This is a genomic window from Escherichia fergusonii ATCC 35469, assembly GCF_000026225.1.
GTDB classification, from domain to species: Bacteria; Pseudomonadota; Gammaproteobacteria; order Enterobacterales; family Enterobacteriaceae; genus Escherichia; species Escherichia fergusonii.
Map to the genome: position 1 here is coordinate 3,561,848 of NC_011740.1, position 23,525 is coordinate 3,585,372.

Consider the following 23,525-nt stretch of genomic DNA (forward strand, 5'->3'; position numbering starts at 1 on the left):
TAGCCTCCCTATGTCACACGGCTTATTTTGCTACCAAATCCTGCGCACAGGCCCAGGCACTCGACCAGGCCCACTGGAAGTTATAGCCACCAAGCCAGCCAGTCACATCCATGACTTCACCAATAAAGTACAAACCAGGCACTTTACGTGCTTCCATTGTCCGTGATGAGAGTTCGTTAGTATCCACACCGCCGAGGGTAACTTCGGCGGTACGGTAACCTTCCGTACCATTTGGCTGTACACGCCATTCGGTGAGCGTGGGGATAAGTGCCTGCTGCTGACGAACATTCAACTGCTTTAAAGCCACATCCGGGATTTGCCCCAGCTGTTGCAGGCACTCTACCAGACGTTTTGGCAGATGAATCGCCAGCGTATTTTTCAGGCTTTGATTCGGATGCGCCTGACGTTGCTCATTGAGAAACGCATCGACATCGATATCGGGTAATAAGTTAACTGTCACAAACTCACCGGGTTGCCAGTAACTGGAAATTTGTAGCACTGCCGGACCAGAAAGGCCACGGTGGGTAAAGAGAAGATTTTCACGAAACACTTTGCCGTTTTCCGCCGTGATAACGGATGGCACCGAAACGCCTGCCAGAACGTGTAGTTGTTCAAGTAATGGCTTATGTAAGGTAAATGGCACCAGCCCGGCACGGGTCGGCAATACCTTAAGACCAAATTGCTCGGCAATTTTATAACCCAATGGCGAGGCACCAAGACCAGGCATCGAAAGCCCACCGCTGGCGATAACTAATTTATCTGCCGCCACGCTGGCACCGTTTAGTTCAATGATGAATCCATCTTCACCACGACAGACACTCAATACTTCACTGCGAAGTCGGAATGTCACGTTTCCCTGTTCACACTCTGCCACCAACATATCGACAATCTGCTGGGCGGAGTCGTCACAAAATAACTGACCAAGCGTTTTCTCATGCCACGCTATGCCATGCTTATTCACCAGATCGATAAAATCCCACTGGGTATAGCGTGCGAGTGCTGATTTACAGAAATGCGGGTTCTGGCTCAGATAAGCAGCCGGTTCGACATACATATTGGTGAAATTACACCGCCCGCCACCAGACATCAGGATCTTACGCCCTGGTTTTTTACCATTATCGATGAGCAGCACCCGGTTACCTGCTTGCCCTGCCTGAGCAGCACAGAACATGCCTGCCGCACCAGCGCCTATAATAACGGTATCAAACCTTTCCACGTTGCACTCCTCTTGAAAAACGGGGGCGAATTGTAAAGTTTCCTAAGTGGTCGCACCAGCAACAATATTGCTTAAATTTAGTATTTGTCTGAATTATATAAGATAATTCTTTAGTGGCAGGTAAATAAGGAGGAGACAAATCAAAAAAAGTCCAGATTTCACTTTGCCCGCGCCGCCAAAGTCCCTGATAATGCGCCGCGTTCATGTCCTCAAAATGGCGTAACGTCCTATGCTACATTTGTTTACTGGTCTGGATTTACATACCGGGCTTTTATTATTGCTTGCTCTGGCCTTTGTGCTGTTCTATGAAGCTATCAACGGCTTCCATGACACAGCCAATGCGGTGGCTACCGTTATCTACACCCGCGCGATGCGTTCGCAGCTGGCAGTAGTAATGGCGGCAGTCTTCAACTTCCTGGGTGTTCTGCTTGGGGGTCTCAGTGTGGCCTATGCCATTGTGCATATGCTGCCAACAGATTTGTTGCTCAATATGGGTTCCTCACATGGTCTTGCCATGGTGTTCTCTATGTTGCTGGCGGCGATTATCTGGAACCTCGGAACCTGGTACTTTGGTTTACCAGCATCCAGCTCCCATACACTGATTGGCGCAATTATCGGCATTGGTTTAACCAATGCGTTAATGACCGGCACCTCCGTTGTGGATGCACTCAACATCCCGAAAGTAATGAGCATTTTTGGTTCGCTCGTTTTCTCTCCTATTGTTGGTCTGGTGTTTGCTGGTGGCCTGATCTTCTTACTACGTCGCTACTGGAGCGGCACCAAGAAGCGTGCGCGTATCCACCTGACACCAGCAGAACGTGAAAAGAAAGACGGTAAGAAAAAACCGCCATTCTGGACGCGTATCGCGCTGATCCTTTCCGCTATTGGCGTAGCGTTCTCCCACGGAGCGAACGATGGTCAGAAAGGTATTGGTCTGGTTATGCTGGTACTGATTGGCGTTGCTCCGGCAGGCTTCGTGGTGAACATGAATGCCTCTGGCTACGAAATCACCCGTACTCGTGATGCCATCAATAACGTAGAAGCTTACTTTGAGCAGAATTCTGCGTTGCTGAAACAAGTGACAGGAACTGAGCAAATCGTACCTATTCCGCAAACGGGCACTGAACAACCTGAAGAGTTCCATTGTCATCCGGCTAATACCATCAACGCGCTGACTCGCCTGAAAGGCATGTTGACTACGGATGTGGAAAGCTACGACAAACTGACGCTTGATCAACGTAGTCAGATGCGCCGCATTATGCTGTGCGTGTCCGATACCATTGATAAAGTGGTGAAAATGCCGGGCGTAAGCCCAGACGATCAACGACTGCTGAAGAAACTGAAGGGCGATATGCTGAGCACCATCGAGTATGCGCCGATTTGGATCATCATGGCGGTCGCGCTGGCGCTGGGTATTGGTACAATGATCGGCTGGCGTCGCGTGGCAACGACCATCGGCGAGAAAATCGGTAAGAAAGGCATGACCTATGCTCAGGGGATGGCAGCACAGATGACAGCTGCAGTTTCCATCGGTCTTGCCAGTTACACCGGGATGCCGGTTTCCACAACCCACGTACTCTCCTCCTCGGTGGCAGGTACGATGGTCGTTGATGGCGGTGGTCTGCAACGTAAAACGGTGACCAGTATTCTGATGGCCTGGGTATTTACCCTGCCAGCAGCAATTCTGCTTTCCGGTGGTCTGTACTGGATTTCCCTGCAGTTTATCTAACAGGCAGTATTGAAATGAGCGGGTCAGGAAACTGGCCCGCTTTTTTTATCCTTAGTGCCAAATCAGCAATGCAATCAAACTAATCACCACCAGCCCACAAAGCGCACTGGTCAGAATGAACTGACGACGGACACGCTCGCAGCGGCGGATAAACTCTTCATCGTGGTGATCACGGTAACGTTGAGCGTAGATGTACCACACCAGCCGTACTTGTTTGTTAGGCTGACCATGTGAGGTGAAAAATCCCCCGCCATCAACATACTGGTAGAGCAATGGATCGCAACCACGAAGTACTACAAGTAGAGCACGTAGTGATGAGAAGTAACGCGCCATGTTGATGATGCAAACGACACATAAACCCCAGAATAATGCGACGGTGCTGATCATATCTCCTCCCCGGCGACCTACCCTCGGAGTCCCCTCTCCGGGGTTAACGCTCTCCGATAACTTTTCATAGAGTTCAGAAAGAGTACTTCCAAAAACCGCTCAATATTGAAGAAATATCCGAACGGCTTAATTAATAGTGTAGGAGATGAGGTAAAAATTTTTCCAGAAGGATAACTACTATCAATGCAATTTACTGGAAAATTTGTTTAACTGAAGGCCAGGCAAGGTTGATTGACGGATCATCCAGGTCACTATAATGTAAGGATGGTCTTATCAATATTGTTTACGGCTGGGCTAGCCCCGCGCTGGAAGTACGCAGGACGCGGGTGACGCGACGGCACAAGAAACGCTAGCTGGCTAGTCATCGACAACTTTATGGAAGGAGTAACACTATGGCTTATAAACACATTCTTATCGCGGTTGACCTCTCCCCGGAAAGTAAAGTTCTGGTAGAGAAAGCGGTCTCTATGGCGCGTCCTTATAACGCGAAAGTATCCCTGATCCACGTAGATGTAAATTACTCTGACCTATACACGGGGCTTATTGATGTTAACCTGAGTGATATGCAAAAGCGTATCTCCGAAGAGACACATCACGCGCTGACTGAGCTTTCCACCAACGCCGGTTATCCAATCACTGAAACCCTGAGCGGCAGTGGCGATCTGGGGCAGGTACTGGTCGATGCTATTAAAAAATATGATATGGACCTGGTGGTTTGTGGCCATCATCAGGACTTCTGGAGCAAGCTGATGTCTTCTGCTCGACAGCTGATCAATACCGTTCACGTAGATATGCTGATCGTCCCACTGCGCGACGAAGAAGAATAATCTTTCCTGCCATTCACTACGCCCGCATCTGCGGGCGTTTTTTTGTCGTAAAAGTCCTAATCAATTCAGTATTGCACTCTGTTTTTATATAAAAAATTAGTGTGATCAACTAATTATTTTGAGAAATAACAGAGCATCAATCTATTCACACATCCAATAACAACAGTCTATAGTAAACGCGACTTTTCGCGCGTTTTGGCTTACGCGTCCATACTTTCTGGATGGTTTTGGAAGGCAATAAATATGAATACAACAACTCCTACGGGCCTGATGCAGCAACCGCGCCCGTTCTTCATGATTTTCTTTGTTGAGTTATGGGAGCGCTTTGGCTATTACGGCGTTCAGGGCGTTCTGGCGGTTTTTTTTGTTCAACAACTTGGCTTTTCCCAGGAACAGGCATTTGTCACCTTCGGCGCATTCGCCGCCCTGGTGTATGGTCTTATCTCGATTGGTGGTTATGTCGGTGACCATCTGTTAGGAACAAAACGTACCATTGTTTTGGGCGCTATTGTTCTGGCACTCGGTTATTTTATGACCGGGATTTCCCTGCTCAAACCTGACCTGATTTTTATCGCCCTCGGTACTATCGCAGTGGGTAACGGTTTGTTTAAAGCTAACCCGGCGAGCCTGTTATCGAAATGCTATCCGCCAAAAGATCCGCGTCTGGATGGCGCTTTCACGCTGTTTTATATGTCCATAAATATTGGTTCTTTACTGTCGCTGTCTCTCGCGCCGGTTATTGCTGAGAAATATGGTTATTCCGCAACCTATAACGTATGCGGGGCAGGCTTGATAATCGCTCTGCTGGTCTATTTTGCTTGCCGTGGGATGGTGAAAAATATTGGTTCTGAGCCAGACTTCTTACCGCTGAGTTTCAGTAAGTTGCTTTATGTGCTGGTTGGCACGGTCGCGATGGTCTATGTCTGCGCCTGGCTGATGCACAACGTCGAAGTCGCCAATCTGGTATTGATTGCCCTGTGTATTGTGGTCACCCTTATTTTCTTCCGTCAGGCACTCAAGCTGGATAAAACCGGGCGCAATAAAATGTTTGTTGCCTTTGTCCTGATGCTCGAAGCGGTGGTGTTTTACATTCTCTACGCCCAAATGCCAACGTCGCTGAACTTCTTTGCCATCAACAACGTGCATCATGAAATTCTCGGCTTTTCCATCAACCCGGTCAGCTTCCAGGCGCTTAACCCGTTCTGGGTGGTGGTTGCCAGTCCTGTTCTGGCTGCGATCTATACCCGTCTTGGCAGCAAAGGCAAAGATCTCTCGATGCCGATGAAATTTACTCTCGGCATGTTTATGTGCTCGCTGGGCTTTCTTACTGCCGCCGCTGCGGGAATGTGGTTTGCTGATACACAAGGGCTGACATCGCCGTGGTTTATCGTGCTGGTTTACTTGTTCCAGAGCCTGGGTGAACTGTTTATTAGCGCCCTGGGGCTGGCGATGGTTGCCGCTCTGGTGCCGCAGCATTTGATGGGCTTTATTATCGGGATGTGGTTCCTGACGCAGGCTGCCGCGTTCTTGCTGGGCGGCTATGTGGCAACATTTACCGCAGTACCAGACAATATTACCGATCCACTTGAGACACTGCCCGTCTATACCAACGTGTTTGGTAAAATTGGCCTGGTTACACTAGGCGTTGCAGTAATGATGCTGTTGATGGTGCCGTGGCTGAAACGCATGATTGAGACGCCGGAAAGCCATTAATTATTCTTGCAGAAAACAGGGTAGCAATAACACTACCCTGCTTTACTTTCACACCGGCGTACCTGCATAAATATCAAAGCGATGTCCTTTGGTAACTACCGCGTTTGGCGTGGCGACATTCGCCAGCGGTGGCGCGTAGTCCGGGCGCTTTACCACCACGCGTTTGGTCGCCAGCAACCGAGCAGGCTCCAGCAACCCATCAGCGTCGAGATCCGGCCCCACCAGCGACTGGAACACGCGCATCTCTTTTTTCACCAGCGCACTTTTCTGCTTATGCGGGAACATCGGATCGAGATAGACCACCTGCGGGCGCGGGGTAATATCAGTCAGCGCCGTCAGGCTGGAAGCGTGAATCAACTGCAAACGCTCCTGCAACCAGCCGCCGATTTCCGCATCCGCATAACCACGCGCCAGTCCATCGTCGAGCAGCGCGGCAACGACTGGATTACGCTCCAGCATCCGCACACGACAGCCGACCGAAGCCAGCACAAAGGCATCGCGCCCCAGTCCTGCGGTAGCGTCCACCACGTCCGGGAGATAATCGCCTTTAATGCCCACCGCTTTCGCCACCGCCTCACCGCGTCCACCGCCAAATTTGCGACGGTGCGCCATCGTTCCGCCAACAAAATCAACAAAGATGCCGCCAAGTTTTGGCTCATCGCGCTTACGCAATTCAAGATGCTCCGGCGTTAACACCAGCGCCATCAGGTTGTCTTCATCGTGCTCCAGCCCCCAGCGGGACGCCAGAACAGATAAGGCGCCGTCTCCGGCGCCTGTTTCATCAATTAAACAGATTTTCACTGAATGATCAGCCCTTAATGCCGTAATGCTCCAGCATCGCATCCAGTTGCGGTTCACGCCCACGGAAGCGTTTGAACAGATCCATCGGCTCTTCTGAACCGCCACGGCTCAGAATGTTGTCGAGGAACGACTGCCCGGTTTCTCGGTTGAAAATACCCTCTTCCTCAAAGCGTGAGAAGGCATCTGCCGCCAGCACGTCAGCCCACAGGTAGCTGTAGTAACCTGCCGCATAACCACCGGCGAAAATATGGCTGAAAGCGTGCGGGAAACGGCCCCATGACGGAGACGGTACAACGGCAACCAGTTTCTTGATTTCTGCCAGAGTTTCGAGGATTTTCGCCCCCTGATCCGGACGGAATTCTGCATGTAGACGGAAATCGAACAGGCCGAATTCCAGCTGACGCAGAATAAACAGCGCCGCCTGGTAGTTCTTCGCCGCCAGCATTTTATCCAACAGTTCTTTCGGCAGCGGTTCGCCAGTCTCATAGTGACCGGAGATAAACGCCAGCGCCTCCGGCTCCCAGCACCAGTTTTCCATAAACTGGCTCGGCAGTTCGACCGCATCCCACGGCACCCCACTGATCCCGGATACACCGGCGGTTTCAATGCGGGTCAGCATATGATGCAGACCATGACCGAACTCGTGGAATAGCGTGATTACTTCGTCATGGGTAAACAGCGCCGGTTTACCATTCACCGGGCGGTTGAAGTTACATGTCAGGTAAGCGACCGGTTTTTGCAGCGAACCGTCGGCTTTACGCATCTGGCCTACGCAGTCATCCATCCACGCCCCGCCGCGCTTGTTCTCACGGGCATACAGGTCGAGGTAGAAGCTGCCGCGCAGTTCGTTGTTCTCGTCATACAGTTCGAAGAAACGGACATCCGGATGCCAGACATCAACATCTTTGCGCTCTTTAGCGGTGATGCCGTAAATACGTTTCACCACTTCAAACAAGCCGTTAACCGCTTTGTTTTCCGGGAAGTACGGACGCAGTTGTTCGTCGCTGATGCTGTAGAGGTGCTGTTTCTGTTTTTCGCTGTAGTACGCGATATCCCATGGCTGCAACTCATCGACGTCAAATTCGGCTTTGGCGAAGGCGCGCAGTTGCGCCAGCTCTTTTTCGCCCTGCGGACGTGCGCGTTTTGCCAGATCGGTTAAGAAATCAAGCACCTGCTGCGGGTTCTCCGCCATTTTGGTAGCCAGAGATTTAAAGGCGTAGTTTTCAAAGCCCAGCAGTTGCGCCAGTTCGTGACGCAGAGCGAGGATCTCTTCCATCACCTTGCTATTGTCCCACTTACCGGCGTTCGGGCCTTGATCGGAAGCGCGAGTGCTGTAAGCGCGATACATCTCTTCACGCAAGGCCTGGTTGTCGCAGTAGGTCATTACCGGCAAATAGCTTGGGATATCCAGCGTCAGCAAGTAGCCTTCCAGTTCTTTCGCTTCGGCCTGGGCTTTTGCCGCCGCCAGCGCGCTTTCTGGCATACCCGCCAGTTCCGCTTCGTCGGTAACGAGTTTGGTCCAGCCCATCGTCGCATCAAGGACGTTGTTGCTGTACTGGTTGCCCAGTTCGGAAAGACGGGTAGCAATTTCGCCGTAGCGTTGCTGTTTCTCTTTCGGCAGACCGATGCCAGAGAGTTCAAAATCACGCAGGGCGTTATCAACTGCTTTCTTCTGCGCCGTATTCAGCGTGGCGTAATGATCGCCATCGCGCAGATCGCGGTACGCTTTATACAGCCCTTCATGTTGCCCTACCCAGGTGCTGTATTCCGACAGCAGTGGCAGGGTTTGTTCGTAGGCTTCACGCAGTTCCGGGCTATTTTTCACCGAGTTCAGGTGGCTGACCGGGGAGAAGATACGCCCCAACACATCGTCCACTTCCGCCAGCGGCTGGCAGAGATTTTCCCAGGTGTACGGTGCCCCTTGCGCTACTACGCGCTCCACATTTTCGCGGCAGTCATTCAATGCCTTCGTCACGGCTGGAACGACATGTTCCGGGAGAATTTTAGAAAACGGAGGCAATTCAAAGGGAGTCAGTAACGGATTCGTCATTAGCGCAGTCCTGGTTAAAGAGGTTAAGGAAGCGCTCAACAGGCGCTTTACATAATGTGTGTAGCATGGGGTTAAGTGTAGTGAATTTCAATGAGAAACGTTACGCTTTCGCGGCGACGGCCTCTTTTCGGTATACTGTCCTGATAGGCTTTTGTGCGCCCCGAATACGGGCCAATTTTTACTTACCGGAACACCTTTACCCATGCTCAGTTATCGCCACAGCTTTCACGCTGGCAACCACGCCGACGTCCTTAAACATACCGTTCAGAGCCTGATCATCGAGTCACTGAAAGAGAAAGATAAACCGTTTCTCTATCTGGATACCCACGCGGGTGCGGGACGTTATCAGTTAGGCAGTGAACATGCCGAGCGTACCGGCGAATATCTCGAAGGTATCGCCCGTATCTGGCAGCAGGACGATCTGCCTGCGGAGCTGGAACCGTACATCAGCGTGGTGGAACATTTTAACCGTAGCGGGCAGTTACGTTACTACCCAGGTTCGCCGTTGATTGCTCGCCAGCTACTGCGCGAGCAGGACAGTCTGCAACTGACCGAGCTGCACCCGAGCGATTACCCGTTGCTGCGTTCTGAATTTCAGAAAGACAGCCGTGCGCGCGTGGAAAAAGCCGACGGTTTCCAGCAGCTTAAAGCCAAGCTGCCGCCGGTTTCCCGCCGTGGTTTAATCCTTATCGACCCGCCGTATGAAATGAAAACCGACTATCAGGCGGTGGTCAGCGGCATTAACGAGGGGTATAAACGTTTTGCCACAGGCGTCTACGCGCTGTGGTATCCAGTGGTGCTGCGTCAGCAAATCAAGCGCATGATCCACGATCTGGAAGCGACCGGTATTCGCAAGATTATGCAAATTGAACTGGCGGTATTGCCAGACAGCGATCGCCGTGGCATGACCGCTTCCGGCATGATTGTGATTAACCCGCCGTGGAAGCTGGAACAGCAGATGAATAACGTGTTGCCGTGGTTGCATAGCAAACTGGTTCCGGCTGGCACCGGGCATGCCACCGTAAGCTGGATCGTGCCAGAGTAATTGCAGCCATTGCTGGCACCTATTACGTCTCGCGCTACAATCGCGGTAATCAACGATAAGGACAATATGTCATGACTAAACACTATGATTACATCGCCATCGGCGGCGGCAGCGGCGGTATCGCCTCCATCAACCGCGCGGCTATGTACGGCCAGAAATGCGCGCTGATTGAAGCCAAAGAACTGGGCGGCACCTGCGTGAATGTTGGCTGCGTACCGAAAAAAGTGATGTGGCACGCGGCGCAAATCCGTGAAGCGATCCACATGTACGGCCCGGATTACGGTTTCGATACCACCATCAATAAGTTCAACTGGGAAACGTTGATCGCCAGCCGTACCGCCTATATCGACCGTATTCATACCTCCTATGAAAACGTGCTCGGTAAAAATAACGTTGATGTAATCAAAGGCTTTGCCCGCTTCGTTGATGCCAAAACGCTGGAGGTAAACGGCGAAACCATCACGGCCGATCATATTCTGATCGCCACCGGTGGTCGTCCGAGCCACCCGGATATTCCGGGCGTGGAATACGGTATTGATTCTGATGGTTTCTTTGCCCTTCCTGCTTTGCCAGAGCGCGTGGCGGTTGTTGGCGCGGGTTATATCGCCGTTGAACTGGCGGGCGTGATTAACGGCCTCGGTGCGAAGACGCATCTGTTTGTGCGTAAACATGCGCCGCTGCGCAGCTTCGACCCGATGATCTCTGAAACGCTGGTCGAAGTGATGAACAGCGAAGGCCCGCAGTTGCACACCAACGCCATCCCGAAAGCGGTAGTGAAAAATGCCGACGGCAGCCTGACGCTGGAGCTGGAAGATGGTCGCAGTGAAACGGTGGATTGCCTGATTTGGGCGATTGGTCGCGAGCCTGCCAATGACAACATTAACCTCGAAGCCGCTGGCGTAAAAACCAACGAAAAAGGTTATATCGTCGTCGATAAATATCAAAATACCAGCGTTAAAGGTATTTACGCGGTGGGCGATAACACGGGCGCAGTGGAACTAACACCGGTGGCAGTTGCAGCAGGCCGCCGCCTCTCTGAACGCCTGTTTAATAACAAGCCGGATGAGCATCTGGATTACAGCAACATTCCGACCGTGGTCTTCAGTCATCCGCCGATTGGGACTGTTGGTTTAACGGAACCGCAGGCGCGCGAGCAATACGGCGACGATCAGGTGAAAGTGTATAAATCCTCTTTCACCGCGATGTATACCGCCGTCACCACTCACCGCCAGCCGTGCCGCATGAAGCTGGTGTGCGTTGGACCGGAAGAGAAGATTGTCGGTATTCATGGCATTGGCTTTGGTATGGATGAAATGTTGCAGGGCTTCGCGGTGGCGCTGAAGATGGGCGCAACCAAAAAAGACTTCGACAATACCGTCGCCATTCACCCAACGGCGGCAGAAGAGTTCGTTACCATGCGTTAAATGTTAAAGGGCAAAGAGTGGTGTGCTCTTTGCCCTTAGCTACGTTTCCGCTATCAGTTCAGAAGCTGAAGCAGGAAGCGGATCAGTTCCAGCAGCGCAATTAACGCCCCAAGAACGATGATTGCTTTATCAATCACCCGTTTTCTCCATGCGATGGAGTGAGAATGCATCCGCTTACTCATCCACTGCCTGTGACGGTGCATGCCTCATTGTTAGATGTGGGCAATCTCACTCCGGCCAGAGCATCAGTTAACGGCACCACCCGTACCACTGATCAGGACTTTGAAAGCGTTTATGCGCATTGCCAGAGTGAAAATGCCTCAGAGCCAACTGGATAATCATACAGTACTTGCGGGTTATAAAACCAGCATGTCCTTGCAATAGTTTCAGTATGGTATTAGCATTGATGTGTTAGATGATGGCTATCTCACTCCAGCCAGAGCCACCAACTCAGGGCTGAAGAGTAAAAAAACCGACGCGAAGTCGGTTTTTTTACGTCCGGATTCGGACAAGGCTTGGTACGGCAGCGACCCGATGAAAGTATATCAATCCTCTTTCACCACCATGTATAGCAAACTGTCCCTTCGCCAGCTGAAGAAATCGCTAACGCTTGCAATGTTAGCCACTGGCTAATAGTATTGAACCGTTAGATGTGGGCATTCTCACTCCAGCCAGAGCCACCAACTCTGGCTGAAGAGTAAAAAACCGACGCAAAGTCGGTTTTTTTACATCCTGATTCAGACTTCCTTTCAAATGAACACCCAACGCTTAATTCACACCTATACCTTTCTCTACACTTACATATTCGTTAAGTCATATATGTTTTTGACTTATCCGCTTCGAAGAGAGACACTAAGTGCAACAATCAGGAGCGTAATATGTCATTTCTGTTACCCATCCAACTCTTCAAAATTCTTGCCGATGAAACCCGTCTGGGCATCGTTTTACTGCTCAGCGAACTGGGTGAGTTATGCGTCTGCGATCTCTGCACTGCCCTCGATCAGTCGCAGCCCAAGATCTCCCGCCATCTGGCATTACTACGTGAAAGTGGGCTATTGCTGGACCGCAAGCAAGGAAAGTGGGTTCATTACCGTTTATCGCCGCATATTCCAGCATGGGCGGCGAAAATTATTGAGCAGGCCTGGCGATGCGAACAGGAAAAGGTTCAGGTGATTGTCCGTAACCTCGTCAGACAAAATTGTTCCGCAGACAGTAAGAACATTTGTAGTTAAAAAATTTATCTAAACACATATGAATATTCGAATGTGTTTTATCCAGGAGGCATGATGTTACTGGCGGGCGCTATCTTTGTCCTGACCATCGTATTGGTTATCTGGCAGCCGAAAGGTTTAGGCATCGGCTGGAGTGCGACACTGGGCGCCGTACTGGCGTTAGTTACTGGCGTGGTCCATCCGGGCGATATTCCGGTGGTGTGGAATATCGTCTGGAACGCGACGGCTGCGTTTATTGCCGTCATTATCATCAGCCTGCTGCTGGATGAGTCCGGCTTTTTTGAATGGGCGGCGCTGCACGTCTCACGCTGGGGCAATGGGCGCGGTCGCTTGCTGTTTACCTGGATTGTCCTGCTCGGTGCTACCGTTGCGGCCCTGTTTGCCAATGATGGCGCGGCGCTTATTTTGACGCCGATTGTCATCGCCATGCTGCTGGCTTTAGGGTTCAGCAAAGGCACTACGCTGGCGTTTGTTATGGCGGCCGGATTCATTGCCGATACCGCCAGCCTGCCGCTTATTGTCTCCAATCTGGTGAATATCGTTTCAGCAGATTTCTTTGACCTCGGCTTTCGCGAATATGCCTCGGTGATGGTGCCGGTGGATATCGCCGCGATTGTTGCCACGCTGGTGATGCTGCATCTCTTTTTTCGCAAAGATATTCCGCAGAACTACGACATGGCGCTGCTAAAATCTCCCGCAGATGCGATTAAAGATCCTGCGACGTTCAAAACTGGCTGGGTTGTTTTACTGCTTCTGCTGGTGGGATTTTTCGTCCTGGAACCGCTCGGCATTCCGGTAAGCGCTATTGCGGCAGTAGGCGCGCTGATATTATTTGCCGTCGCTAAACGCGGTCATGCGATTAATACGGGTAAAGTGCTGCGCGGTGCCCCCTGGCAGATTGTCATCTTCTCGCTCGGCATGTATCTGGTGGTTTACGGCCTGCGCAATGCCGGACTAACGGAATATCTTTCTGACGTACTCAACGTGCTGGCGGATAACGGCCTGTGGGCCGCGACGCTCGGTACCGGATTCCTCACCGCCTTCCTCTCTTCTATTATGAACAATATGCCGACGGTACTGGTTGGCGCGTTGTCCATTGATGGCAGCACGGCGTCTGGTGTCATCAAAGAGGCGATGGTTTATGCCAACGTGATTGGCTGCGATTTGGGGCCGAAAATTACACCGATTGGTAGCCTGGCAACGCTGCTCTGGCTGCACGTACTTTCGCAGAAGAATATGACTATCAGCTGGGGATATTACTTCCGTACAGGGATTATCATGACCCTACCGGTGCTGTTTGTGACGCTCGCCGCGCTGGCGCTTCGTCTCTCTTTCACATCGTAATGAGATACTGATATGAGCAACATTACTATTTATCACAACCCGGCCTGCGGCACGTCGCGTAATACGCTGGAGATGATTCGCAACAGCGGTACAGAACCGACCATTATCTATTATCTGGAAACTCCACCCACACGCGATGAACTGATCAAGCTCATTGCCGATATGGGGATTTCCGTTCGTGCGCTGTTGCGTAAAAACGTTGAGCCGTATGAGGAACTGGGCCTTGCAGAAGATAAATTTACTGACGATCAGTTAATCGACTTTATGCTTCAGCACCCGATTCTGATTAATCGCCCGATTGTAGTGACGTCGCTGGGAACTCGCCTGTGCCGCCCTTCAGAAGTCGTGCTGGAAATTCTGCCAGATGCGCAACAAGGCGCGTTCACCAAGGAAGATGGCGAGAAAGTGGTTGATGAAGCGGGTAAACGCCTGAAATAACTAAAGGGGGATATGCCCCCTTATTTGTTCTTCGTGGCTCCTTCGCCATCTGTTTTGCTGTTTACGCAGCACTCCTCACGTAAAAATTCAATTATCGCTTCCAGCATTGCGTATTGCGAAACACACATCAGCGTCCGACTCTCACGGTTTTGTTTGACCAACCCTACCGATACCAGTGCTGAAATATGGTGACTGAGTGTAGAGCCGGGTATCCCAAGCTGCTTTTGCAACTCACCGACCGGCAAACCTTGTTCCCCCGCTTTGACCAGATGCTTAAATATGAACAAACGGGTCGGATGACCTAACTCTTTCAGTGCCTTAGCGACCTCTTCCAATTGCATGTGTCACCCCCTCTGTCTGGTTGATATTTCGATAATACCAGAAATATCTTGATCTGAATCTCATTTCGATTATTCTGGAAATATAGTTTTATTCAATGAGGTTACGTATGAGTAGTTGGCTTGCGATGCTGCAAGATGCCGCAGAGATGTTTGTGTTTCTCGCCGTCGAGCTTTCTTTGCTGTTTATAGTGATTAGTGCCGGTGTCAGCCTGATAAGACAAAAGGTGCCAGACCATAAAATCCAGCAGATGATGGGGGCCAGAAAAGGGAGAGGCTATCTCCTGGCTGCTCTGTTGGGAGCCGTTACCCCGTTCTGTAGTTGCTCGACAATACCCATGCTACGTGGATTGTTGTCAGCGAAAGCCGGGTTTGGTCCGACTCTCACTTTTTTATTTGTTTCACCGTTACTTAATCCCATTATCGTCGGGTTAATGTGGGTGACCTTTGGTTGGAAAGTTACCTTGTTGTACGCGATTATCGCCGCCGGCGTCTCCGTACTTGCCAGTATTATCCTGGATTCTCTGAGATTTGAACGTCATATCATTGCCAGTAAAAGCTCATCAGCAAATTGTTGCTCTCCAGCCAAAACTTCGCCGGGGACGACATATACGCCAATAAAAGTGAGTTGCTGTAGTCCAGCGGCTAAAGCCATTGAGAAACCTGTAGTAAACTGTTGCAGTACCAAAGCTGTGGTAAGTATTAATCCCATAAAACTAGCCACCAAAGATGCGTTGCAACAGTTTAAAGATGTACTGCCATATCTTTTGTTAGGGGTGTTAATAGGCTCTTTTATTTATGGCTTTATTCCCTCAGAGTGGATTGCCGCTCATGCAGGGGCAGATAATCCCTTCGCCATCCCATTGAGCGCCGTTGTCGGTATTCCGCTGTATATCCGGGCTGAGGCAGTTATCCCTCTGGCATCTGTTCTGATGACAAAAGGAATGGGTCTGGGGGCATTAATGGCATTAATCATCGGCAGTGCCGGAGCAAGTTTGACAGAAGTGATATTACTTAAATCTATGTTCAGAATGCCGATGATAGCTGCATTCCTGACGGTTATATTAGGTATGGCTATTCTTATGGGATATTTGACTCAAGCCCTGTTTTAAAACTGAAAAATTTTGCCAACGGCGTATCATTCTTTGGGCGGCATAAGGATTGAATTTTCTGAAAATAAATAATAGCGAGAGAATATTTTTTCATTAATGTCTATTTATATTAATGGGTTATATTTTTTACTCTGTCAGGAAACGTGATCCACCGCACGCTTTGTCCCCCCACCATCGGAGCGAATGACTACCCTTAAAGGAAAACCCGATTTTAAGTGATCAATTTCGGAGGTCGGATCCTTATGCTCAATCAGAAAATCCAAAATCCTAATCCAGACGAACTGATGATCGAGATCGATCTCTGCTATGAACTGGATCCGTATGAGTTAAAACTGGATGAGATGATAGAAGCAGAACCGGAGCCAGAGATGATTGAGGGGCTTCCTGCCTCCGATGCTCTGACACCTGCCGACCGTTATCTCGAACTGTTTGAGCACGTGCAGTCGGCGAAAATTTTTCCCGACAGCAAAACGTTTCCTGACTGCGCACCGAAAATGGACCCGCTCGATATTTTAATTCGCTATCGCAAAGTCCGTCGTCACCGGGATTTCGATTTACGCCAGTTTGTGGAAAATCACTTCTGGCTACCGGAAGTCTATTCCAGCGAGTATGTCTCTAACCCGGAGAACTCCCTGAAAGAGCACATTGACCAGCTATGGCCTGTACTCACCCGCGAACCACAGGATCATATTCCCTGGTCATCACTGTTGGCGCTACCGCAATCCTATATCGTTCCCGGCGGACGATTTAGCGAAACGTACTACTGGGATTCCTACTTCACCATGCTGGGGCTGGCGGAAAGTGGCCGCGAAGATTTGCTGAAATGCATGGCTGATAACTTTGCCTGGATGATCGAAAACTATGGTCATATCCCTAATGGCAACCGTACCTACTATTTAAGCCGCTCGCAGCCACCCGTTTTTGCTTTGATGGTGGAACTGTTTGAAGAAGATGGCGTACGCGGCGCACGCCGTTACCTGGACCATCTGAAAATGGAATATGCCTTTTGGATGGATGGCGCAGAGTCACTTATCCCTAATCAAGCCTATCGTCATGTGGTAAGAATGCCTGACGGCTCGCTGCTCAATCGTTACTGGGATGACCGCGATACCCCACGCGATGAGTCGTGGCTGGAGGATGTGGAAACGGCAAAACATTCTGGTCGCCCTCCTAATGAGGTGTATCGTGATTTGCGTGCAGGCGCAGCTTCCGGCTGGGATTACTCCTCCCGTTGGCTACGTGATGCCGGACGGCTGGCAAGTATTCGCACAACACAGTTTATTCCCATCGATCTCAACGCGTTTCTGTTCAAACTGGAGAGTGCTATCGCCAATATCTCAGCGCTAAAAGGCGATAAGGAGACGGAAACACTGTTTCGCCAGAAAGCCAACGCCCGCCGCGATGCGGTAAACCGTTATCTCTGGGATGATGAAAATGGTATTTACCGTGATTACGACTGGCGACGCGAGCAGTTAGCTCTGTTTTCTGCCGCTGCAATTGTGCCGCTGTATGTTGGTATGGCGAGCCATGAACAGGCAGATCGGTTGGGCGATGCTGTCCGCAACCGTCTTTTAACACCAGGCGGCATATTAGCGACAGAGTATGAAACAGGCGAACAGTGGGATAAACCCAACGGCTGGGCACCGCTGCAATGGATGGCGATTCAGGGCTTTAAAATGTATGGTGATGACCATCTTGGCGATGAAATTGCCCATAGCTGGTTACAAACTGTAAACCTGTTTTATCAACAGCATCATAAGCTTATCGAGAAGTATCACATTGCGGGCGGTACACCGCGTGAAGGGGGCGGTGGTGAATATCCATTACAGGATGGTTTTGGCTGGACAAACGGTGTTGTCCGGCGGTTAATCAGCCTCTATGGTGAACCTTAAAGCCAGGCAGTACCCGGCTTTAAGCCCAGGATTCAGGAAAGGTGATTTAACATCATCGCCGCCTGGGTACGATTTTTAACATCCAGCCGTCGGTACAGTGATTCCAGATGGGCTTTCACCGTTCCGGTGCTGATATTTAACGCCCGCCCAATCTCTTTATTGGACTCCCCGGCGGCAAGCATCGTTAATATTTCACGCTGCCGGACACTCAGTGTTTTAATATCCCGTGATTCGGTTTCGGGCATACTCAGCCAGTCACCGGGTAAAAACATCATGCCCATCACAACGCTGTTAAGCGCCAACGCAAAAGTTTCGGCACCGGAGTCTCGTGGCACGACTGCCAGCACATTAAACTGAGTGAGTTCAGCCAGGCCTTTTTTGCCGCAATCAGAAGCTGTAACTAACACTTTCAGTTGAGGAAATTGTTGCACAGTCTTCTCAAGTAACCAGTAACAAAACTCTATTTCCAGGTCACCATCAAGCATCATCAATGCCTCGGGGTTTTCTGTCAGTTTTTGCCAGAGCTCATCTGCCTGACTGACACCCTGGATACTTATACCTGGAATACGTTGCGATAAACTGATCTTCATTCCATGAATAAATATTGACTGCCTGTCAAACATTACGATTTGCATAACTCTTTCTCCACCGGGATGCGATAAATGTCTTAGAGAGTGGAAGGGTATTACCCGTGAGGTAAAATAAGAATTCGCCATTTGGCGGGGGCCATTCTACAGATAGTCACGCTGGAAAAAAGTAACGGTTATAAATAGTTACATGTCGTGTCGCAGAATTACATGTCAGGGCACAATCTGGCCTTTTAATTAAGGAATTCCTTATTTTTACCGAAAAAAGATAAGCTCTGATTTATATACGGTGACTGCGCCCAGCACAGGGTGTGTTTTCGCTAAATAATTCTGGTTGCAGCAAATGCTCTCGAATTATTTAGAATAGAGATATTATTCATGAAAATTTTGACTGTGTGGTACGTGTTGGTGCGGTGAATGAACCAGAACTGATGATCTCACTGCTCACGCCATGATCCGCTATATCGCGCAACTCTCTCCGCATCACCGCAATCTTTCCCGTCGTGTACATCTTTTTATGGATGTGGCTGGGCAAGTCAATGAAAAACGATGTGGATTGACCAGGCTATACTTTTTGCAAAATGAGCTACAAAAGGAACAACAACCTGATGACGCAGGAAAATGATCTAAAACGTCCGACTCAGGAACTGGAACATAAGCCGATTCACCCCGTGCAGAACGAAGCGCACTACGAAAATGAGGCGAGCAGTAAAGCCGGTGAAACGCTGAAAATATTGACTTCCACGGCAGAAAAAATTCAGCGCCAGCCAACCATCGCCCATCTAATCCGTGCAACTGAACGTTTTAACGATCGCCTTGGAAATCAGTTCGGTGCGGCGATCACCTATTTCTCATTTTTATCGATGATCCCCATTTTGATGGTGTCATTTGCAGCGGCAGGTTTTGTCCTCGCTTCTCACCCCATGCTGTTACAGGATATTTTTAATAAAATTCTGCTTAACATCAGTGATCCTGCCCTTGCCGCCACATTGAAAAATACCATTAATACCGCCGTGCAACAGCGTACGACTGTTGGTCTGGTGGGGCTGGCTGTCGCACTTTATTCGGGTATTAACTGGATGGGTAATCTGCGTGAGGCCATCCGTGCGCAGTCACGGGATGTCTGGGAACGTACACCGCAGGACCAGGAGAAGTTTTGGCTGAAGTACCTGCGTGACTTTATCTCATTAATTGGCTTGCTGATTGCTTTAATCGTGACACTGTCCATCACGTCAATCGCCGGTTCTGCGCAGCAATTGATCATTAACACACTGCATCTCAACAGTATTGAGTGGCTGAAACCGACATGGCGCTTAATTGGTCTGGCTATTTCGATTTTTGCCAATTATCTGCTTTTCTTCTGGATTTTCTGGCGCCTTCCACGCCATCGCCCACGTCGCAGAGCGTTGATCCGTGGAACATTTATTGCCGCCATTGGTTTTGAAGTGATCAAAATTGTGATGACTTACACTCTGCCATCGCTGATGAAATCCCCCTCCGGTGCCGCCTTTGGTTCGGTACTCGGTCTGATGGCGTTCTTCTACTTCTTTGCCCGCCTGACACTTTTCTGTGCGGCATGGATTGCTACCGCGCAATATAAAGACGATCCCCGAATGCCAGGCAAAAACCACGCATAATCTATTCATCGGGCTGATTAAAAACGTAAAATTCCAGCCCGATTCATCAAGTCAGAATATAAATCCAGTCCTTAACTTTTATTTAACTAAAAACCAGTTTTATTGACTATATTTTCAATTGTGTGAAGCATTTCATGGAAGTTATTATGCTCGCGCAAACATTATCCCCTTTTTGTCGGAATTTTGGCCGCTCACGTGTTTTGTTACACATTGAAATATCACTTTTGCTGTGCGTAATATGACCATTCGTTCGTCAAAAAATAAGAAAATATTATGCAAGCAACAGCCACAACACTCGAAAATAACCAGGAATTCACGCCGGTAAACTCGCGTAATAAAGTTCTGGTCGCCTCACTCATCGGTACTGCCATTGAGTTCTTTGACTTCTATATCTATGCCACTGCGGCAGTTATCGTATTTCCGCATATCTTCTTCCCGCAGGGCGATCCAACCGCCGCCACATTACAGTCACTTGCCACTTTTGCCATCGCCTTTGTGGCGCGACCGATAGGCTCAGCAGTGTTTGGTCACTTCGGCGACCGCGTGGGGCGTAAAACTACACTGGTAGCGTCTTTGCTGACGATGGGGATCTCCACGGTGTTAATTGGCCTGCTGCCAGGTTACGCAACCATTGGTATTTTTGCGCCATTATTGCTGGCGCTGGCGCGTTTTGGCCAGGGGCTTGGGCTGGGGGGGGAATGGGGAGGCGCAGCACTTCTGGCGACCGAAAACGCGCCACCGCGTAAGCGTGCACTGTACGGCTCTTTCCCGCAGTTGGGTGCGCCAATTGGCTTCTTCTTTGCTAACGGCACATTCCTGCTGCTTTCGTGGATACTGACCGATGAGCAATTTATGAGCTGGGGATGGCGCGTACCGTTTATCTTCTCCGCCGTGCTGGTCATTATTGGCTTGTATGTTCGCGTTTCACTGCATGAATCACCGGTGTTTGAGAAAGTCGCTAAAGCGAAAAAACAGGTGAAGATCCCGCTGGGTACATTGCTGACTAAACATGTTCGCGTAACCGTACTGGGTACGTTCATTATGCTGGCAACCTACACGTTGTTTTACATCATGACTGTCTACTCAATGACCTTCAGTACCGCAGCGGCGCCTGTTGGCCTTGGTTTACCGCGTAACGAAGTACTGTGGATGTTGATGATGGCGGTTATCGGTTTTGCAGTGATGGTTCCGTTGGCGGGTCTGCTGGCAGATGCTTTTGGTCGCCGTAAAAGTATGGTGGTGATCACTACGCTTATCATTCTGTTTGCCCTGTTTGCCTTTAACCCACTGTTGGGTTCTGGTAATCCGGCATTGGTGTTTGTTTTCCTGCTGCTGGGCTTGAGTTTGATGGGCCTGACCTTTGGTCCGATGGGGGCGCTTCTGCCGGAGTTGTTCCCGACGGAAGTCCGTTATACCGGAGCATCGTTCTCTTATAACGTATCGTCGATTCTCGGGGCGTCTGTTGCGCCGTATATCGCGGCCTGGTTGCAGACTAACTATGGGTTAGGCGCGGTGGGGTTATATCTGGCGGCGATGGCCGGACTGACGTTAATTGCCCTGCTGTTAACGCATGAGACGCGGCACCAGTCGTTGTAGTCGTTTTAACTGCCGGATGTCAGACATCCGGCAACTATCATCACTTCTTCATCTGCGACAAAATTGTCCGGCACTGATTAGCCTCCCCTTCGGAAGGTGAGATCAGTGCCAGCAATGCTGCCGCTGGCGTAACCAGCGTTGCCAGTGCCGCCGCAACAGCACCACGGGCAATCAACGGCCCGGCTTTCACCCCAGCCTGCGGATTTTTAAACGTCCCACGCACATACAGCGGCGAACGCAGCGTGATAATGCGAATCCCTTTACTTTCTGGATCGATAGTTAAATCCAGCTGTTCCGAAGCAAAACTTGCCGTGCCGGTAACATTGATCAACGCATTCTCGGTATCAAAAGCGAAAATCTGCGGACGCGCCACGCCGTTGGCAATATCCAGATTCGCCGCCGCGCAGTTCACCCGCACCTCATCGTCACCAAATATCGCACCGACAATGTAGTTGCCGACATTCAGCCCAACAATCTCCATCAGGTTGCGGCTCACCAGCCCGTCATTCATCAACAGTTTCAGGTTGCCGTTACTGTTGCCTAAAAGCGCCGCCACCGAGTTACCGCTACCGCGTAGTTCCGCGTCACCGTTCATTTCCCCCAGCGTCTTCTGCATCAGTTCCACATCGGGCATCAGTTCTTTCAATTTCAGCCGACGAGCCTGAATATCCGCCCGCCCCTGCATCGGTTTTTTATCGCCCTCCAGATGAATATTCGCCGCAATGCTGCCGCCCGCCATGCCAAATTTCAGCGGTTGCAGGCGCAGGTCAGCATTTTTGAGGATGATATGAGTAGAAAGATCGCTAATCGGCAGACTACTGCCATGTTCAATGCGTCGCCCTTTGAAGCGAACATCGGCATCCATAACGTCCCATTTATCGGTTTCGAAGCGGTCATAAGGCAGCACTTTGCCCGCAGGCTGAACGCTTTTTTCGCCCTTCTTCTGTTCAGACCGCTTTGATTTTTCTGCCCCTTTCCCGGAATCAACGCCAATTAACGGCCCTAAATCTGCCAGCCGCAATTGCCGCGACTCGACATCACCTGCCAGCTTTGGCCGTGGCTTGCCGGTGGTGTAGACCAGAGAACCGTGAATATCGCTATCACCAATGCGCCCGTTAAAGCCCCGATAATCAAAGACCGACGATTTTCCAGTGTCGATTTTCGCTACCAGCCGACCATCCGTTTCAAACGGCGGGGTATCGGGCAGCAGAACGCCCGTCAGTTCATAGAGATCACCCAGCGAATCGCCAGAAAATTTAAGCCGTAAATCGACCCCGCCCATTTTCATTGGATCATTCACGACGCCATCAAAAGCGACGCGAGTATTCCCGGAGCGAAAATCAGCCTGTACCGGAAACGGTGTACCTTCGCCGCGTAGTGCCAGCATACCGCCAATTTTCCCCTTACCCGTGAGTGGTTCGCCGTTATAACGTCCCTGCGCCTTCAGGCCAAAAACGTAATCGCCGACCTTCTCTTTGTCCGCGTTCCCTTTCGAACCGGTAACTTCGCTGAACGGCAGCGGCTTGCCTAACGGATCGACAAAAATTTCCAGATCCGCTTTGCTTACTTTGTCATCAATGGCGATCCGCCCTTGATCGAACAGAATATTATCCAGCCGAAACGACCACGCCGACGACTTTGCATTCGCGTCTTTGTTGTCATCGTTGGCGAGATTAAACGTCCAGTTATTGTTCTTTTCGGAGAGGCGAATCAGGCGCGCGTCGGGCTTTTCGAGTTTGACCCACGGCAGCCAGACCGTTTTAGTCAGCAGCGCCAGCGGTGCCAGTGTTGCCTCTACGCGTGGCAAATGCACCATTGTGACTTCGGGAATATCTGGTGGGTTGCCGAGAATGATGTCTTCCGCGTGTATATGGGGCCACGGCACCCAGCTGCGCCAGCCGGTTTCCTGTTTTTGCCGCTCCCATATCACGCCTAAATCACCCCGAATAGCGAACGGGCGATTCAGTTCAGTAGAGACTTTCTGGTTGATGGTCGGTTTAAGGCGATTCCAGTCAAAGGTCGCAATCAACACAATAGCCAGGACGATCAACAACAAGAAAGCCCCTACGATGCTGGCGGTTATTTTGCCTGCTCTTGTCATATTCGCTTCCTCAATTAATTCCTTGCCAGTCCTAAAGATAGACCAGCCAGGCAGAA

At 50.4% G+C, this 23,525-nt stretch carries 20 protein-coding genes; 12 read left to right on the top strand and 8 right to left on the bottom strand.

Annotated elements, in window-relative coordinates; all coding sequences use genetic code 11:
- Positions 1-22 precede the first annotated feature (22 nt).
- Positions 23-1,216 (bottom strand): BaiN/RdsA family NAD(P)/FAD-dependent oxidoreductase, encoded by a 1,194-nt coding sequence (locus EFER_RS17505; protein ID WP_000439245.1) that lies wholly within the window; start codon positions 1,214-1,216, stop codon positions 23-25.
- Positions 1,217-1,445: 229 nt separating this feature from the next.
- Here EFER_RS17505 and pitA point away from each other — a divergent pair, with 229 nt between their 5' ends.
- Entirely contained in the window at positions 1,446-2,945 is a 1,500-nt protein-coding gene (gene pitA, locus EFER_RS17510) for an inorganic phosphate transporter PitA (protein WP_000902801.1), read from the top strand.
- 51 nt (positions 2,946-2,996) lie between these two features.
- On the opposite strand, the gene uspB is transcribed toward pitA, so the two are convergent.
- Positions 2,997-3,332, bottom strand: coding sequence for a universal stress protein UspB (uspB, locus tag EFER_RS17515; RefSeq protein ID WP_000626190.1), 336 nt, complete (start codon positions 3,330-3,332; stop codon positions 2,997-2,999).
- A 392-nt stretch (positions 3,333-3,724) separates the two neighbouring features.
- Here uspB and uspA point away from each other — a divergent pair, with 392 nt between their 5' ends.
- The gene (uspA, locus tag EFER_RS17520; RefSeq protein WP_000323573.1) at positions 3,725-4,159 is read left to right on the top strand and encodes a universal stress protein UspA; all 435 of its coding nucleotides are present in this window, start codon (positions 3,725-3,727) and stop codon (positions 4,157-4,159) included.
- A gap of 243 nt (positions 4,160-4,402) precedes the next feature.
- On the top strand, positions 4,403-5,872 hold the full coding sequence (gene dtpB, locus EFER_RS17525; RefSeq protein WP_001098669.1) for a dipeptide/tripeptide permease DtpB: 1,470 nt from the start codon (positions 4,403-4,405) through the stop codon (positions 5,870-5,872).
- 48 nt (positions 5,873-5,920) lie between these two features.
- On the opposite strand, the gene rsmJ is transcribed toward dtpB, so the two are convergent.
- Together rsmJ and prlC are read right to left on the bottom strand one after the other, a co-directional pair.
- On the bottom strand, positions 5,921-6,673 hold the full coding sequence (rsmJ, locus tag EFER_RS17530) for a 16S rRNA (guanine(1516)-N(2))-methyltransferase RsmJ (RefSeq protein ID WP_000686614.1): 753 nt from the start codon (positions 6,671-6,673) through the stop codon (positions 5,921-5,923).
- A 7-nt stretch (positions 6,674-6,680) separates the two neighbouring features.
- Positions 6,681-8,723 (bottom strand): oligopeptidase A, encoded by a 2,043-nt coding sequence (prlC, locus tag EFER_RS17535; protein WP_002432833.1) that lies wholly within the window; start codon positions 8,721-8,723, stop codon positions 6,681-6,683.
- A 202-nt stretch (positions 8,724-8,925) separates the two neighbouring features.
- Here prlC and rlmJ point away from each other — a divergent pair, with 202 nt between their 5' ends.
- Positions 8,926-9,768, top strand: coding sequence for a 23S rRNA (adenine(2030)-N(6))-methyltransferase (gene rlmJ / locus EFER_RS17540; protein WP_002431787.1), 843 nt, complete (start codon positions 8,926-8,928; stop codon positions 9,766-9,768).
- A 71-nt stretch (positions 9,769-9,839) separates the two neighbouring features.
- Positions 9,840-11,192, top strand: a complete 1,353-nt coding sequence (gene gorA / locus EFER_RS17545; RefSeq protein ID WP_000160818.1) for a glutathione-disulfide reductase — start codon at positions 9,840-9,842, stop codon at positions 11,190-11,192.
- Positions 11,193-11,245: 53 nt separating this feature from the next.
- Here gorA and dinQ read toward each other — a convergent pair whose 3' ends face one another.
- On the bottom strand, positions 11,246-11,329 hold the full coding sequence (gene dinQ, locus EFER_RS17550; RefSeq protein WP_001295215.1) for a damage-inducible type I toxin DinQ: 84 nt from the start codon (positions 11,327-11,329) through the stop codon (positions 11,246-11,248).
- 741 nt (positions 11,330-12,070) lie between these two features.
- Here dinQ and arsR point away from each other — a divergent pair.
- From arsR to arsC, 3 genes are read left to right on the top strand one after another with little or no spacing between them, the layout of a single operon-like run.
- On the top strand, positions 12,071-12,424 hold the full coding sequence (gene arsR / locus EFER_RS17560) for an As(III)-sensing metalloregulatory transcriptional repressor ArsR (RefSeq protein WP_000008962.1): 354 nt from the start codon (positions 12,071-12,073) through the stop codon (positions 12,422-12,424).
- A 54-nt stretch (positions 12,425-12,478) separates the two neighbouring features.
- On the top strand, positions 12,479-13,768 hold the full coding sequence (gene arsB / locus EFER_RS17565; RefSeq protein ID WP_000922640.1) for an arsenite/antimonite:H(+) antiporter ArsB: 1,290 nt from the start codon (positions 12,479-12,481) through the stop codon (positions 13,766-13,768).
- 12 nt (positions 13,769-13,780) lie between these two features.
- Positions 13,781-14,206: a glutaredoxin-dependent arsenate reductase gene (gene arsC, locus EFER_RS17570; RefSeq protein ID WP_000065781.1), complete on the top strand. Its 426-nt coding sequence runs from the start codon at positions 13,781-13,783 to the stop codon at positions 14,204-14,206.
- Between the two features lie 20 nt (positions 14,207-14,226).
- On the opposite strand, the gene EFER_RS17575 is transcribed toward arsC, so the two are convergent.
- Entirely contained in the window at positions 14,227-14,547 is a 321-nt protein-coding gene (locus EFER_RS17575; protein ID WP_001175590.1) for an ArsR/SmtB family transcription factor, read from the bottom strand.
- Positions 14,548-14,654: 107 nt separating this feature from the next.
- Between EFER_RS17575 and EFER_RS17580 the strand changes: the two genes are divergently transcribed.
- Together EFER_RS17580 and EFER_RS17585 are read left to right on the top strand one after the other, a co-directional pair.
- Positions 14,655-15,656: a permease gene (locus tag EFER_RS17580; RefSeq protein WP_000100286.1), complete on the top strand. Its 1,002-nt coding sequence runs from the start codon at positions 14,655-14,657 to the stop codon at positions 15,654-15,656.
- Between the two features lie 242 nt (positions 15,657-15,898).
- Complete coding sequence (locus tag EFER_RS17585; RefSeq protein ID WP_000934198.1) at positions 15,899-17,548, top strand: alpha,alpha-trehalase; 1,650 nt, start codon at positions 15,899-15,901, stop codon at positions 17,546-17,548.
- 32 nt (positions 17,549-17,580) lie between these two features.
- On the opposite strand, the gene EFER_RS17590 is transcribed toward EFER_RS17585, so the two are convergent.
- The gene (locus tag EFER_RS17590) at positions 17,581-18,183 is read right to left on the bottom strand and encodes a response regulator transcription factor (RefSeq protein ID WP_001167682.1); all 603 of its coding nucleotides are present in this window, start codon (positions 18,181-18,183) and stop codon (positions 17,581-17,583) included.
- A gap of 560 nt (positions 18,184-18,743) precedes the next feature.
- Between EFER_RS17590 and yhjD the strand changes: the two genes are divergently transcribed.
- Entirely contained in the window at positions 18,744-19,772 is a 1,029-nt protein-coding gene (gene yhjD / locus EFER_RS17595) for an inner membrane protein YhjD (RefSeq protein ID WP_000191226.1), read from the top strand.
- Positions 19,773-20,045: 273 nt separating this feature from the next.
- On the top strand, positions 20,046-21,368 hold the full coding sequence (locus tag EFER_RS17600; protein ID WP_001149028.1) for an MFS transporter: 1,323 nt from the start codon (positions 20,046-20,048) through the stop codon (positions 21,366-21,368).
- 40 nt (positions 21,369-21,408) lie between these two features.
- Here EFER_RS17600 and EFER_RS17605 read toward each other — a convergent pair whose 3' ends face one another.
- Entirely contained in the window at positions 21,409-23,469 is a 2,061-nt protein-coding gene (locus EFER_RS17605) for an AsmA family protein (RefSeq protein ID WP_000196187.1), read from the bottom strand.
- Positions 23,470-23,525 lie beyond the last annotated feature (56 nt).

Coding starts and splice junctions, on each gene's coding strand:
- pitA (WP_000902801.1), top strand. CDS start 1,446: ATGCTACATTTGTTTACTGGTCTGGATTTACATACCGGGCTTTTATTA.
- uspB (WP_000626190.1), bottom strand. CDS start 3,332: ATGATCAGCACCGTCGCATTATTCTGGGGTTTATGTGTCGTTTGCATC.
- uspA (WP_000323573.1), top strand. CDS start 3,725: ATGGCTTATAAACACATTCTTATCGCGGTTGACCTCTCCCCGGAAAGT.
- dtpB (WP_001098669.1), top strand. CDS start 4,403: ATGAATACAACAACTCCTACGGGCCTGATGCAGCAACCGCGCCCGTTC.
- prlC (WP_002432833.1), bottom strand. CDS start 8,723: ATGACGAATCCGTTACTGACTCCCTTTGAATTGCCTCCGTTTTCTAAA.
- rlmJ (WP_002431787.1), top strand. CDS start 8,926: ATGCTCAGTTATCGCCACAGCTTTCACGCTGGCAACCACGCCGACGTC.
- gorA (WP_000160818.1), top strand. CDS start 9,840: ATGACTAAACACTATGATTACATCGCCATCGGCGGCGGCAGCGGCGGT.
- arsR (WP_000008962.1), top strand. CDS start 12,071: ATGTCATTTCTGTTACCCATCCAACTCTTCAAAATTCTTGCCGATGAA.
- arsB (WP_000922640.1), top strand. CDS start 12,479: ATGTTACTGGCGGGCGCTATCTTTGTCCTGACCATCGTATTGGTTATC.
- arsC (WP_000065781.1), top strand. CDS start 13,781: ATGAGCAACATTACTATTTATCACAACCCGGCCTGCGGCACGTCGCGT.
- EFER_RS17575 (WP_001175590.1), bottom strand. CDS start 14,547: ATGCAATTGGAAGAGGTCGCTAAGGCACTGAAAGAGTTAGGTCATCCG.
- EFER_RS17580 (WP_000100286.1), top strand. CDS start 14,655: ATGAGTAGTTGGCTTGCGATGCTGCAAGATGCCGCAGAGATGTTTGTG.
- EFER_RS17585 (WP_000934198.1), top strand. CDS start 15,899: ATGCTCAATCAGAAAATCCAAAATCCTAATCCAGACGAACTGATGATC.
- EFER_RS17590 (WP_001167682.1), bottom strand. CDS start 18,183: ATGCAAATCGTAATGTTTGACAGGCAGTCAATATTTATTCATGGAATG.
- yhjD (WP_000191226.1), top strand. CDS start 18,744: ATGACGCAGGAAAATGATCTAAAACGTCCGACTCAGGAACTGGAACAT.
- EFER_RS17600 (WP_001149028.1), top strand. CDS start 20,046: ATGCAAGCAACAGCCACAACACTCGAAAATAACCAGGAATTCACGCCG.
- EFER_RS17605 (WP_000196187.1), bottom strand. CDS start 23,469: ATGACAAGAGCAGGCAAAATAACCGCCAGCATCGTAGGGGCTTTCTTG.